The organism is Caballeronia sordidicola, from assembly GCF_002220365.1.
GTDB classification, from domain to species: domain Bacteria; phylum Pseudomonadota; class Gammaproteobacteria; order Burkholderiales; family Burkholderiaceae; genus Caballeronia; species Caballeronia sordidicola_C.
In genome coordinates this window covers 16552-29650 of the sequence record NZ_MTHB01000050.1, presented here as the reverse complement: position 1 = coordinate 29650, position 13099 = coordinate 16552, and the positions used below count along the sequence as shown (strand labels likewise).

General features: G+C 60.2%; 13 protein-coding genes and 3 pseudogenes. 5 read left to right on the top strand and 11 right to left on the bottom strand.

Annotated features, from left to right (window positions below; translation table 11 throughout):
• Positions 1-38: 38 nt before the first annotated feature.
• Positions 39-827 (bottom strand): SDR family NAD(P)-dependent oxidoreductase, encoded by a 789-nt coding sequence (locus BSU04_RS09465; protein WP_089160384.1) that lies wholly within the window; start codon positions 825-827, stop codon positions 39-41.
• Between the two features lie 216 nt (positions 828-1043).
• Positions 1044-1199: a DUF3309 family protein gene (locus BSU04_RS09460; protein WP_089160383.1), complete on the bottom strand. Its 156-nt coding sequence runs from the start codon at positions 1197-1199 to the stop codon at positions 1044-1046.
• Between the two features lie 201 nt (positions 1200-1400).
• Here BSU04_RS09460 and BSU04_RS46345 point away from each other — a divergent pair, with 201 nt between their 5' ends.
• Positions 1401-1556, top strand: coding sequence for a hypothetical protein (locus BSU04_RS46345; protein ID WP_179258263.1), 156 nt, complete (start codon positions 1401-1403; stop codon positions 1554-1556).
• Here BSU04_RS46345 and BSU04_RS09455 read toward each other — a convergent pair.
• Positions 1553-3148 (bottom strand): inorganic phosphate transporter, encoded by a 1596-nt coding sequence (locus BSU04_RS09455; protein ID WP_089160382.1) that lies wholly within the window; start codon positions 3146-3148, stop codon positions 1553-1555. The two genes, BSU04_RS46345 and BSU04_RS09455, sit on opposite strands and share 4 nt — an antisense overlap.
• Positions 3149-3364: 216 nt before the next feature.
• Here BSU04_RS09455 and BSU04_RS09450 point away from each other — a divergent pair, with 216 nt between their 5' ends.
• Both BSU04_RS09450 and BSU04_RS09445 read left to right on the top strand, forming a co-directional pair.
• Complete coding sequence (locus tag BSU04_RS09450; protein WP_089160381.1) at positions 3365-4846, top strand: CHAD domain-containing protein; 1482 nt, start codon at positions 3365-3367, stop codon at positions 4844-4846.
• Positions 4847-4923: 77 nt separating this feature from the next.
• A complete protein-coding gene (locus BSU04_RS09445; protein ID WP_089160380.1) occupies positions 4924-5766 on the top strand; it encodes a TOBE domain-containing protein in 843 nt (280 codons plus the stop codon).
• On the opposite strand, the pseudogene BSU04_RS48500 reads toward BSU04_RS09445, so the two are convergent.
• The 4 genes and pseudogenes from BSU04_RS48500 to BSU04_RS09425 all read right to left on the bottom strand — a co-directional run.
• A pseudogene (locus tag BSU04_RS48500) lies at positions 5729-6149 on the bottom strand (ATP-binding cassette domain-containing protein); the annotation flags it as partial. The gene BSU04_RS09445 and the pseudogene BSU04_RS48500 overlap by 38 nt on opposite strands.
• Before the next feature lie 48 nt (positions 6150-6197).
• Positions 6198-6737: pseudogene (gene modB, locus BSU04_RS09435) on the bottom strand (molybdate ABC transporter permease subunit); the annotation flags it as partial.
• Positions 6703-7301, bottom strand: a pseudogene (modA, locus tag BSU04_RS09430) (molybdate ABC transporter substrate-binding protein); the annotation flags it as partial. The pseudogenes modB and modA, both read right to left, overlap by 35 nt.
• A 193-nt stretch (positions 7302-7494) precedes the next feature.
• Positions 7495-8190 (bottom strand): phosphatase PAP2 family protein, encoded by a 696-nt coding sequence (locus BSU04_RS09425; protein ID WP_089160378.1) that lies wholly within the window; start codon positions 8188-8190, stop codon positions 7495-7497.
• A gap of 266 nt (positions 8191-8456) precedes the next feature.
• Between BSU04_RS09425 and BSU04_RS09420 the strand changes: the two genes are divergently transcribed.
• Both BSU04_RS09420 and BSU04_RS09415 read left to right on the top strand, forming a co-directional pair.
• Complete coding sequence (locus tag BSU04_RS09420) at positions 8457-9593, top strand: extracellular catalytic domain type 1 short-chain-length polyhydroxyalkanoate depolymerase (protein WP_089160377.1); 1137 nt, start codon at positions 8457-8459, stop codon at positions 9591-9593.
• 131 nt (positions 9594-9724) lie between these two features.
• Positions 9725-9898 (top strand): DUF3563 family protein, encoded by a 174-nt coding sequence (locus tag BSU04_RS09415; protein WP_089160376.1) that lies wholly within the window; start codon positions 9725-9727, stop codon positions 9896-9898.
• Positions 9899-10057: 159 nt separating this feature from the next.
• Here the strand turns inward: BSU04_RS09415 and BSU04_RS09410 are convergent, their stop codons facing one another.
• From BSU04_RS09410 to BSU04_RS09395, 4 genes are all read right to left on the bottom strand, one after another.
• Positions 10058-10477, bottom strand: coding sequence for an organic hydroperoxide resistance protein (locus BSU04_RS09410; RefSeq protein WP_089160375.1), 420 nt, complete (start codon positions 10475-10477; stop codon positions 10058-10060).
• A 158-nt stretch (positions 10478-10635) separates the two neighbouring features.
• Entirely contained in the window at positions 10636-11088 is a 453-nt protein-coding gene (locus BSU04_RS09405) for a MarR family winged helix-turn-helix transcriptional regulator (RefSeq protein WP_089160374.1), read from the bottom strand.
• Positions 11089-11278: 190 nt separating this feature from the next.
• Complete coding sequence (locus BSU04_RS09400) at positions 11279-12097, bottom strand: BPSS1780 family membrane protein (protein WP_089160373.1); 819 nt, start codon at positions 12095-12097, stop codon at positions 11279-11281.
• 3 nt (positions 12098-12100) lie between these two features.
• Positions 12101-13078 (bottom strand): homoserine kinase, encoded by a 978-nt coding sequence (locus BSU04_RS09395; protein ID WP_089160372.1) that lies wholly within the window; start codon positions 13076-13078, stop codon positions 12101-12103.
• Between the last annotated feature and the right edge of the window lie 21 nt (positions 13079-13099).

The following is a 13099-nucleotide window of genomic DNA, read 5'->3' as shown; positions in this document are numbered from 1 at the left end:
TGTAGTGCATTGATCCTGCTTGCGCGGCGCTCACCGTTCTAAAAAGCAGACCGCACAACTCCGCCGTCCACCCGCAGCGCAGCGCCATTCGTAGCCGACGACGCTTCCGAGCACACATACACCACCATATTTGCTACTTCTTCCGTCGTGGCAAACCGCTTGAGCAGCGAACTTGGCCGTTCCGTTTCGAAGAAGCCTTTCTCGAACTCCGCGAACGACTTGTCGCCCATGCCTTTCGCTGCCATTTCGTCGAGACCGTCGGAATGCGTCGGACCGGGTAATACCGCGTTCACTGTCACGCCCGTGCCTGCGCAGTGTTCGGCGAGCCCACGCGACAACCCGAGTTGCGCCGTTTTTGTCACGCCGTAATGGATCATTTCGACGGGAATCTGAATGCCGCTCTCGCTGCTGATGAACACCACACGGCCCCAGTTCTTCGCTTTCATCTTCGGCAGATAGGCGCGCGCCAGCCGTACGCCGGACATCACGTTGGTATCGAAGAAACGCAGCCATTCGTGATCCGGAATTTCCTCGAACGGCTTTGGATCGAAGATGCCGAGGTTGTTCACCAGAACGTCGACGGCAGGGTATTGCGCGACCAGCGCATCGATCTGGCCCACGTCGGAGAGATCACCGGCGAAACCTTCCGCTTCCGCGTTGGGCACCTGGGCGCGCAGCTTTGCCAGGGCTTCGTCGACGGATGCTTGCTTGCGCCCGTTCACGATCACGCGCGCACCTTCACGCGCCAGTCCGGTGGCAATGGCCAGGCCAATGCCTTTTGTCGATCCCGAGACGAGCGCGAGTTTGCCTTCCAGGTGGAGGTCCATGAAATGTGTACTCCTTGATTAGCGGATGTAGCGGATGTCGAAGCGCGGTCAGTAGCCAATGAAAACCGCCTGCCGTAAGGGATGTTCTCCTTTTGGCAGGCGATAACACAGCGGTTTCAAGCTTTCCTAACGTGCCGCTGCGCTCTAGGCGCGGGCAGTTTCAACCCAGCGCCGGATCACAGGACAAGCGACTGACGCACCGGCCGACGTATGACTCTAGATTCTTCCCATGAGCAACAGCACGATCACAATGATTACCACCACGCCCAGGATCCCGCTTGGGCCATACCCCCAGCTACGGCTGTGCGGCCATGAGGGGAAAGCGCCGAGCAGCAGCAGGATCAACACGACAAGCAAGATTGTTCCGATCATTCCACTTCTCCTTAATTATTAAAGTCTGCTGAAGAGTGAATGGCGATGCCGCGTCTGGTGCGGCGTGAGTATCGGCGGATTGCCTCAGCTTGCGTGTCCGCAGCACCAATACCCTCGCGATTGCCGCATTGATAGAGCAAGCGCTGTGCCTGTCGGGGAAAACTTGGAAGGGGGGAGGGAATACGGAGGGAGGAGAAACAGATGCTGGCCATCGGCAAATTCTGCAAATTCTGCAGGCGCGCGAGCAGTTTGAAAAAACCGCTCGCGCTGCAACGTGAGACTGACGTGCAACTAACGTGCAACGGGCTTGAAACCATGTTTGAAAAAGCCCGTCAGCATCATTCATGTGCCGCTTAGAACAGCCCGCGGAACACCCAGAACAATCCCGCCGCGAGTGCGATCGACACGGGCAGGGTCAGGATCCAGGCAAGCGCGAGGCTGCGCACGGTGCGCCATTGCAGCCCTGAACCGTTCGCCGCCATTGTCCCGGCCACGCCTGAGGACAGCACGTGGGTCGTGCTGACAGGCAGGCCGTACACGTCCGCCGCGCCAATGGTCAACATCGCGACGAGTTCCGCCGATGCGCCTTGTCCATACGTCAAATGGGTTTTGCCGATCCGTTCGCCGACCGTCACCACGATCCGCTTCCAACCGACCATGGTGCCCAAGCCAAGTGCCACCGCCACGGCCACCTTCACCCATGTCGGGATGAACTTGGTCGAATGGTCGAGCTGGCCTTTGAAGTTCTTGAGCACGGCGGCGTCATCGGCTGCGAAAGTGGGCGCACTTTGCTTGTCCATCAAGCGCAGCGCTTCGGAGGCCACATACATATTGTTGCGCACGTTATTCACGATATTTTGCGGCACGGTTGCCATCGACGATGACGGCCCGACTTGTCCATCGATGATATCGGTGAGCTGCTTGAGTGCGACCACGGTGTCCGGCTGGACCGCCTTGGTCTGCACGTAGAGCTGCACCGTTGCGCGCGGGTCGGCCACGGGTGCGGCGCCATTGATGTACTTGCCGAGCACTTCGGAGGCGTGATGGCCGACCGAGAGGAAGGTCTGCGTCTCGGCCGGCGTAACGGCCTTGTTCAGCGCATAGGCGGTCGGCACGGTGCCGATCAGGATCAGCATGATGAGTCCCATGCCTTTCTGGCCGTCATTGGAGCCATGCGCGAACGACACGCCCGTGCAGGTCAGGATCAACAGGCAGCGAATCCAGAACGGCGGCGGCGTGTTTTTCTTCGGCTCTTTATAGAGCGCGGGAACGCGCACCACGAGCTTCATCACGTACAGCAGCAAGCCCGCCAGGATGAAGCCGACCAGCGGCGAGAACAGCAGCGATTTGCCCACCGCGAGCGCCTGGCCCCAGTCGACACCCGAGGTTCCCGACGGCCCGTGCATCATCTGGTTCATCAAGCCGACGCCGATCACCGAGCCAATCAACGTATGCGAGCTCGATGAAGGAATGCCGAGCGCCCAGGTGCCGAGGTTCCAGATGATCGCGGCGATCAGCAGCGCGAAGACCATCGCGAAACCCTGCGATGTCCCGACGCCAAGGATCAGTTCCACCGGCAGCAGTTGCAGGATGCCGAATGCCACCGCGCCGCTCGATACCAGCACGCCGGCGAAATTCCACATGCCCGACCAGACGACAGCGAGGTTAGGCGCGAGCGAATGCGTATAGATGACGGTGGCGACGGCGTTTGCCGTATCGTGGAAACCATTTACGAATTCGAACCCAAGCGCGATCATCAAGGCGACGCCGAGCAGGAGGTAAGGCAGTATCGAGGACTGTTGGACCGACTCCAGGTCGTGCATCAGGTGCGTCACGCAATAGATAATGCCAACGCCGATCACGACGAGGAATATCGGCATGCTCAGCCGGCGTCCGAGCGAGCGGGGTCCGTTGCTGTCGTTGCTGTCGGGTAGAGTCAGGTCAGGCATGGAACGTCCTTTGGTCTAGAGGCTGCGCGTGTACGGAAGGGGATTCAGGTGTAAGGAGACACCGGCAAGGCGTTGCTTCTGGCAATGGCGTCGTCCATGTTTGCACAGGCTTTATGTCGGCTTGATGACACGTGACAGGATTGAAATTCGTCTGATCTGAAGGTGCGGCGTGCGCCTTGCTGCCCGGCAAGGACACCCGCTCATGATGGGGAAGTTATGTTGCAACTCGTCGAGTTGAGGATGGTTTCTCTGGATGCGCTGAACGGCTCGCCAGACGAAGCGCTGGCGCGACTGAGCCGGTTCGCTACGGCGCGCCGGACGGATTTCGTGCTGCGATCGCAAAAAGCCGGGACGGATCTGGCTGAGCGGGAAAATGAGCGGGGAGATGAGCGGGGAGATGAGTGGGGAGCTGAATGGGAACTTGGGATCGAGACACACGATGACCATCGGGTTTTCGTGGCAATGCACCTTGACTGGCCGTTGGTCCGGCGAATGGAAACCGAGGCGGGGCCGTTTGACACGCTGCATGCCTGGATCAAGTCGGAGGCAGCGCTGGCGGATCTGAAGACGCTGCTCGGCGATGCCAGCTTTACATTGAGCGAGGCCAGCGAGACGGCGATCGTCGAGTGGGATACGCCTGGCGAGATGGATACTGGTGTGCACGTGCGCGCCACGCTGCGGCTTGACCCGGATCGCCCGGCCAAGCTGACGCTGACGGCGGCCCCCGACGAACGCGAGGCGCTATTCGCGACGGCGCATGAGATTGCAGCGACGCTGCCATTCCTGATCGTGCCAATTGCTATCGACAACGCCTTGCGCGAGCCGGTCAAGGCCAGCAAGCTGAAGTTGCCCAAAAACGCCAGTCCAACCGATGCATTCGTCGCGATCGGCAAGTCGGTTGCGGCGCAGTGGTTCGGCAACGACGCTGCGTCCCGCAACGGCCTTGAGGTGGAACACGTGCACCAATTGCGTGTCGCGCAGCGCCGGTTGAAGACGGCGATCAAGCTTTTCCCCGAATGGATCGACGACACATGGACTACCCAGGTCGCGCCCGATCTGAAATGGTTCGGCGACTTGCTGGGCGATGCCCGCGACTGGGACGTTTTCACCGAGACCACGCTTGTCGCCTACGCGGCAGCGGATGATCCCGAGCACAAGGACGCGTGGAAACCGACGCAAAGCGCGGCCGATAGCAAGCGCATCGCCGCCCGCCAGCGTCTGCAGGACGCGATGAATTCGCCGCGCTACGCGCTTCTCGCGCTGTCGTTTGTCGAGTGGTTCAGCGCGCTCGAAGCGCCCCCGCACCAGGCGGACCAGACGCTCGCGGCCTATGCGCAGAAGCGCATCACGAAGCATTATCGGAAGATCGAGCGTGCGCCGGAACTCACCACGCTCGATGCCCCCACGCGACACAAAGTGCGGATTCACGCCAAGCGCTTGCGTTACGCGCTCGAATTTTTACGCTCGCTGCTAACCCGGAAAACCCGCAAGCAAGTTGAAGAGGCATTGGGGAATCTGCAAAGTGTTCTGGGCGAAGGCAACGATGCGGCCGTCGCCGCTCAACGGCTGGCCGATCTGGAAGAAGCCGGCGAGTTCCAGAAGGGTTTGGCGAAGGGTTTTGCCGTCAACGCGCAGCGGATGAGCGCCATGGAAGGCGAGCGCATTCTGCGCAAGATAAAACCGCCGCGGATCAAGTGAATGAATGCATCGATACGCATCGATACGCATCGATACAATGGCCGCACTCTCTTATCACTCGACTCGGCTCTCGCCCCATGACCGACGAATCCCGTAGTACACCGCACGATGCCATCGAAGTGGGCGGGGCAGTCTGGCTTCGTAGCGGGGAGGCCACGCTCGGTGGCGCGGCACGCATCGCGTTGCTCGCCGCCATCCAGCAGACCGGTTCGATCACGGGCGCGGCCAAAGCAGTCGGCATGAGTTACAAAGCGGCGTGGGACGCCATCGACACCATGAACAACCTCGCCGGTACCACGCTCGTCGTGCGTGCCACGGGTGGCAAGGGCGGTGGCGGGACCACGCTGACGGCGAAGGCGCTGAGACTGATCGACACCTATCGGGTGATCGAACGGGAGCATCAGGCGTTTCTGGAGCGCGCGGGTGCGGCGATTGAAGGTTTCGTGCAGGACTGGCGGCTTATTGGACGAATCGGTATGAAAACAAGTGCTCGCAACCAACTGTTTGGCACGGTTAGTCAGGTCACACGCGGTTCCGTCAATGATGAAGTCGAACTCAGGTTGTCCGCAGGCCAATCGATCGTCGCCGTAGTCACGCACGAAAGTACCGAGTCGCTTGGTCTCAAGGAGGGCGTTGAGGCGTTCGCGCTCGTGAAGGCGTCATGGGTCATGCTGATGGTCGATGACGCCGAAGGGTCTTCCGGACCCATGCGGGTCTCGGCGCGAAACCAGTTGCGCGGCAAGGTGTCGAGCGTGACGCCGGGCGCGGTGAACGCGGAGGTTTCTCTCGCACTGGACGACGCCACCACCGTCACGGCCGTCATCACCAACGAGAGCGTGACAACGCTCGGCCTCGTGCAAGGTCAGGCTGCTATCGCGGCGTTCAAGGCGTCGAGCGTGATTCTCGGCGTGACCGACTGAGGGCGTCGAGGGCATCGCCCGGATGCACGATGCCTTCGCGCAAACTTACGACCTGGTCGCCGAACATGGCGACGTCGTCGAGATCGTGCGTGATGAGCACCATGGGAATATCCAGGCGGCTTTGAAGGTCGGCCAGTTCCTGGCGCATGCGCTGGCGCAAGGTCATGTCGAGCGCTGAGAACGGTTCGTCGAGCAACAACAATTGCGGATGCGGGACCAGCGCGCGCCAACGCAACACCTTGCTTTTGGCCGCCCGATAATTGCGCCGGAAACTGTCGCGCAACCTGGATCAGATCGAACGCGTTCAACGAGTAGTCCACATCGGCGTGCGCAACGTGTTTCGACGGATTCCACCAGCCGCGCTCGGGCGTGATTGAAATGCTTGCGCAGGCGGGCGGTAAGGGCGGTAAGGGCGGTCATGGCGGCTATGTTTACCGCACCGATGCTGTTGAGCGCTGCGGCAGGAGCCGTCCGGCTGCGAGCAGGATGACCACGCAGGTGACCGAGGTCACGATCACGAGGATGTTTGCGGTGCTGTCGTCGCCGGCCTGGACTGCTGCATAGACGGCGACCGAGAGCGTCGGCGTCCGGCCTGGCAAGTTCCCCGAGATCATCAGCGTGGCGCCGAACTCCCCCAGCGCCCGCGCGAACGCGAGCAGTGCGCCGGCCAGGATGCCGCGTGCGGCGAGCGGCAGCGTCACGCGAAAGAACACGGCGGCTTCATTGACGCCGAGCGTGCGTGCGGCGCGCTCGAATTGCGGATCGACGGTTTTAAATGCGGTACGCGCCGACTTAAGCACGAGCGGAAATGCGACCACGGCGGGCGCGATCACCGCGCTTTGCCAGGTGAACACCAACTGGATGTCGAACTTGTCGAGCCACGCCCCGATCACGCCGCGCCGGCCTAGTAACACGAGCAGGTAATAACCGAGCACGGTGGGCGGCATGACCAGCGGCTGCGTCAGTGCCGAATACGAAGCCGGCGTCCGCTTCGCCGCGCGCTACGTAGTCCAGGCTTTGACGCACGTTGGCCGCGAGCACGCCCTTGGCGCTGACTGCGTTCCATACACCGGCTTGCTTGAGCGCGCCTTCGGTATAGCGGCCGACCGGCACCGATGCGGGATCGCCGTAAGCCACGCGTTTCACGCTGGCAGCGGTGAGATCCTTGACGCTGGCGGGCACAAACGTGCTGTCTTTCTAAACGATCAGTACGAGCGAGTTCGCAGCAAAGTCGCGACGCGAGCCTGTGGCGATGACCTTTTCGTCGATGACCTTGTCCATGGCTTTTTGATCGGCTGAGGCGAACACATCGGCGGGTGCGCCCTTTACGATTTGCTGCATCAATACGTCGGAGGCGCCGAAGTTCATCAGGACTTTCGTGCCTGGATGCTCTCTCTCTCATAAGCTTCGCCGATGGCTTTGAACGCATTGGTCAGGCTTGCTGCGGCGCAGACGACGATTTCATCGGCATGGGCGGCGGATTGCAGCGTGAACGTGAAGACAGCGGCGATCAGCGAGTGTTTGAGATTGAACAATGGACGGGTCGAGTGGAATACAAAGCGCACGTAATATATTTGAGGTTATAACGACAGGCGGTTCATTCGCACTGTTTGGCAGTGCTCGATTGCATTGAAACGTGACCGTTGACTCTCACGCTGCCATGGACCTGGGCACAAGATCCCCAAGCGCCAGCAACGATCCCTTCAAACAGCGCGAGCGAAAGCCTCTTTACGATTCCGATGTTCCTGAATACCGCACATCCAGATGTTGCGCCGGCCGTGCAACAGGCTTGTCGTAGCGACCCGCTTTCCATCGAGCGCGAATATAAGGCTGCTCGCGGCCAGACAAATGCAGGGCGATATCCGTGATCCAGCGCTGCGTGGGTACCGAAATCCCATGCAGCGTGATAGCCACCATTGCAAGACTCACCGCAACCGGTGCCCCCGACAACTTGCCGGGTTCCGCGCGCCAGGCGAAGGTCACGAACACCAACGCGGCAAGCGCGCCGAGCCCGCATCCTGTCACCACTTCCGACACCGAATGGGCATTGAGCAAGATCCGCGACACGCCGACCACGATTCCGATCAGCACCCCCGCCGACACCCCCAAAGCGCGCACCCACCGACGCCCCGGCAAACACGCGACAAATAACGCCACCGGCAATACCGCCGACGACACCATGGCATGACCACTGATTCCGGTGAAATCCAGGTCGCGCACCCCGACACCCCATCCCATGAACGCGATTTTCGTCAAAGTCACGAGTCCACTGGCAGCACCGAGCACAGCGAGCCAGCACGCGGCGTATCGCCATGGATAACCAAGCGCCAGCCATGCGGCCACCGCGAGCGCGAGTGGAATCATCACGCCGACGCTGCCGAGCGAAGTAATGGAGAGCCAAAGCGAAAGCGGCAAGTCAGGCATGAAGATTGATTCTGCAGAGCGGGGGAAGCTAGCAGTATACCTGCCAAGCGGGCTCCGACTTTTTAGAGGGAATCTAAAAATAACGCCCGATTGGACAAAAGTTACTACAACGTACGGTATCAGCCGCGTACATGTCTGCAACGTGACGCAATGTGAAATTCTGTGGTGCGCGCACGGTGCCGGAATAAATGCTATTGTGCACTGCACAACATTCGTCATTTTCCAAGATTTTGGCGATCCATTCTTCTGTGCGGACCCTTAATTCGATGCCAAAAAGCCTGACAAAACTCTGGCTACGAGGCTTGAAACGCCTTGTAGCAACTCAGATCGCTCCGCTCCGAGCGCCGAAAACGCGCGCCCCGGCGCTGCCTGTTCGCGCCAAGGCGGCCAAACCGGCTGTAACGAAACCGAAAATTTCGGGCAAATCGCGCGTCACCCGCGAGTCGCGGGTAAGGCCGCGCGCCTCGGCCTGGGCAGTGGGGAAATGGAGCCGGTCGTTCCATTCGGCCCCGCCAGCAGCGGGCCGGTTCGTCAATCACCTGGCGTACGCGTTGTATCTGCCGTCCGGCGCATCCCTCACGGACATGCCTCTGGTCGTGATGATGCATGGCTGCCAGCAATCGGCTGACGAGTTTGCGCAGGGCACGCGCATCAATTTGCTGGCGGACCGTTTTGGATTTGCCGTGCTGTATCCCGAGCAATCGAAAACCGCGCACGTCCACCGCTGCTGGCACTGGTACGAAGATTCCGCCAATTCCGGCGGAGGTGAAGCGGCGGCGGTCGTCTCACTGGTGCGCGAGATGGTTGCGCTTCACCATTTCGACTCCGAACGTATCTATTTGGCAGGCATGTCGGCCGGCGCGGGGCTGGCAGCCATGCTCGCCGTCACATACCCGTCGCTGTTCGCGGCTGTCGGATTGCACTCAGGCGTGGTTTTCGGCGATGCAAACTCCGCGATCGGTGCAATGGATGCCATGCGGCGCGGCAGCCGCCGCGACCCTGTCGGCTTGATCGACGCCGCAGTCGACGTGGCGCATTACCCCGGCATGCCGGCCATCATCGTGCACGGCGAGCTGGATTCGGTCGTATCGAAGACCAATGCCGAGCAACTGACAACGGAATTCCTGCGGCTGAACCGTTTCATCGACGCAAACGGCACCTGGCGCAACGGCGAACGCCGCGAGGAAATTCAAGCCGACTGCACTGTGACGGACTACGTCAAAGGCGGGCGGCGAGTCATCAAGACGTGCGTTGTGCGGGGATTGGGCCATGCCTGGAGCGGCGGCGACGACACCGTGCAGTTCCATTCATCCAAGGGCCCGGATGCCTCGGCCATGCTGTGGGAATTCTTCAAATACCAGCGCCGCGTGCAATCTCCCGTGGGTGTCGAGACGCTGGTTTAGCCTCGAGTGTTGTAAAAAAGTCTTTCGTATCAGTGAGATTCTTTTTTGAGCGCTAGCATTTGCTTAGGGATTACCCTATACTTCGTTCAAAGCACTAGGTAATTACCCTAATCAATCAAGCGAGGTTCACCATGTATCTGCTCAGCCGCCTCTTCCTGTTTCTGACCAAATCTGCCGACCAGCGTGACAAGGAGCGTAACGACGCTTATCTGGCCGAAGCCACTGACATTTACGACCTCGAGTACCGCATGCAGAAGCTGGATCGTCGCGCAACGTCGCGTCATCCCTCGTGGCTCGCGCAGTAATTCGATAGTCGGTAGAAGGACAAGCAGGATTCGTCACGCTGAAAACAGCGTTGTCGAAGCAAAAAAATGCCGGCCACGAAGGTCGGCATTTTTGCGTCTGGCGATTGCTGCGAGCGATGGGCGCGGACTTTGCGCCGCGCCAACGCCCGTGCATTGCGCTTAGACCAGCTTGACGCGTACGTCAACGTTATTGCGCGTCGCGTTCGAGTACGGGCACACCTGATGAGCCGTTTCTACCAGCTTTTGCGCTTCAGCCGCATCCAGTCCCGGCAGTGAAACACGCAACTCGACGTCCAGTGCAAAGCCACCCTTGTCGTTCGGGCCCACGCCTACGTCGGCGGTGACGGTTGTGTCAGCGGGGATGGTTTTCTTTTCCTGTCCAGCGACAAACTTCATCGCGCTTAGGAAACAGGCCGAATAGCCAGCGGCAAACAGTTGTTCCGGGTTCGTGCCGGCTGCGCCCGAGCCGCCCAATTCCTTTGGCGCGCTCAATTTCACATCCAGGTTTTCATCCGACGATACTGCCCGGCCGTCGCGGCCACCCGTGCTCGTCGCGGTTGCTGTGTAAAGGATGCTCATGATGTTCTCCTGTTCAATGGTTGCCGCTCGGCGGCAGAAAGAGGGTACTGCAGGTCTAAGTTCAGTCACACGGTGTCAACGGAAATAAATATATCGCACTAATCATTAGTGTGCAAATTAAATTGACGAGTGGGTGATTACTTATGGCTATCGAGTTTTTAGGCTTCGTTGTATTCGATCAGCGATGCGCGCAGTCGTACCAGATCGTCACGCAGCTTGATGAGCCGGTCGGCGTCCGATCCGGCCGCGCAGTAGATCTCGCCCGGGATAGTGTGGATAGCCTTCTTCAGTTCACGGCCGGCGTCGGAGAGATGAATGTGCACTTGCCGTTCGTCTTCAATGCCCCGTACGCGCTTGACGTACCCTTGCGCTTCCAGGCGCTTGAGCAGGGGCGTCATGGTCGCTGAATCGAGGCTTAGCCGTTCGGCCATCTGCTTGACGGTCAGATCGTCGCTTTGCCACAGGACCAGCATGGCCAGGTACTGCGGAAAGGTCAGTCCGACCTTGTCCAGCAGCGGTTTGTACGTCTTGGTCATCGCGAGCGAAGTCGAATACAGCGCGAAGCAAAGCTGGGCATCGAGTTCGAGCGAGAATTGCGAGGAAGAGGTCATGTCAGTTGCGCCTGAGCACGCTAAAACGAATATAGCGCTAGTGTACGCAAATATTTAGCGCACTAAGGAAGCCGTCCGTCCTGGTTGCACAACACCCCACCAAACAAAACGCCGATGACTAAAGGGTCATCGGCGGGTGATCGGCGGGTGATCGGCGTTCGATTAACTGGATTGTTTCACCGGACAAGCCTCACACAGGCGGTTCGGACGGATCCGGGATATCAGGGGAATCCTCCGATTGCACACCGAAACAGCCGCGATACGTCGCGTAAAACGAGCAATACAACGCGGTCGTGACAAGAATGGACGCCGGCATCAGCACCGCGAGCGCCATTTCTTGTGCGGCACCAAGCATCTGCATAAGCGCACTGAGCCCGAATGACACGGCGAGCGCAATGCCAATCCACAACACGCCGTAGATGACGAACGCGCCGCGATTGCGCCAGCAACTGACGAAGCTGAAAAACAGCGCTTTCACGGGCGGCACGTCATGCCAGGCGACCAAAATAGGCGCGAACCAGAACAGCATGGCGACCGGCAGATAGCAGACCATGGCGACGAGCACCGCAAGCGGGTTGAAGCTTGCCGCCACGGTTTCCGGATCCCCGGCCGGGCCGTTGCCGAGCATCATGTTGAGCAGCAAACCGTCGTCGACCAGCGCGGACGCGGCGAAGATCAAACCCATGGCTACCACATAGACCACGCCAAGCACGAGCAGGCGGCGCGCAACAACCTGCCCATAGGCACGAAAGCCGTCGATGAGCACCGTCGGCCAGACCGGTTTCTTGGCGATGGTATTGCGGCAAGCCGCCATGAACCCCACGGCCACGCCCGGAATCAGCAGCAGCGGCAGCACCGGACCGATCAGCGGCAGCCGCGAGATCAGCGTCATGGCAAACAGGTAGGCGAAGAACACCGTGAGAAACGCGAGCGGATTCCGGCGAAACAGCCAGATGCCCTGGCGGAACCACACATAACCGGTTTTGGCGGGGACTTCGATCAATTGCATTGATTAATTACCGTGAACGGGAGGAGGCGCAACTTTGATGCGCTCGCGCAAAATGCGTTCGAAATGGCCGGGATCGTGCGGTTTCAGCATCTCGGCTTCGCGCGGCCGGTAAAAATCATAAAGACGCGACACCCAGAAGCGCAACGCGCCCGCGCGCAGCATGTCGTTCCAGTGATGTGCTTCGGCGGGCGTGAACGGCCGCACTGTCTGATAGGCGCGCAGCAACGCGTCGACCCGCGCGAGATCCAGCGCGCCGCTCGCCAGATCGACGCACCAATCGTTCACGCACACGGCGACATCGAAGAGCCATTTGTCGTTGCCGGCGAAATAGAAGTCGAAGAACCCGCCGAGCCGCGTTTCATTTGCCGTTGGATGCGCGAACAGCACGTTGTCGCGGAACAGGTCGCAATGACATGGGCCTTCGGGCAGCGACCGATACTCGTCCGATGCAAAAAATGACGCCTGATGCTCGAGTTCGCCGGTGACCAGCGCGCGCTGCGCGTCGCTCAAATGCGAGAGCACGGCGGGCACGTTCTCCTGCCACCAGGCGAGGCTGCGCAAGTTCGGCTGATGCACGGGAAAATCCCGGCCGGCCAGATGAAGCCGCGCCAGCATCTGGCCCACTTCGATGCAATGCAACGGACCCGGCGACAACTCCGGCGCGCCATCGAGTTTTGTCACGATCGCCGCCGGCTTGCCGTTCAACATGCCGAAAAGCGTGCCGTCACGACGTGGCATGGGGTCAGGTACCGGCACGGCATGCGACGCCAGATGGCGCATCAAATCGAGATAAAACGGCAATTGCGTGGCCGTGAGGTTCTCGAAGATCGTCAGCACATACGCGCCGCGCGTGGTCGTCAGGAAGAAGTTGCTGTTTTCGATACCGGATGCAATGCCACGGAAATCGACGGCTTCGCCGAGTTCGTAGTGTTGCAGCCAGTCGGTGAGCTGGGAATCGGTGACAGCGGTGAATACGGCCATGCGGGAGAGCGTCGGTGAGGT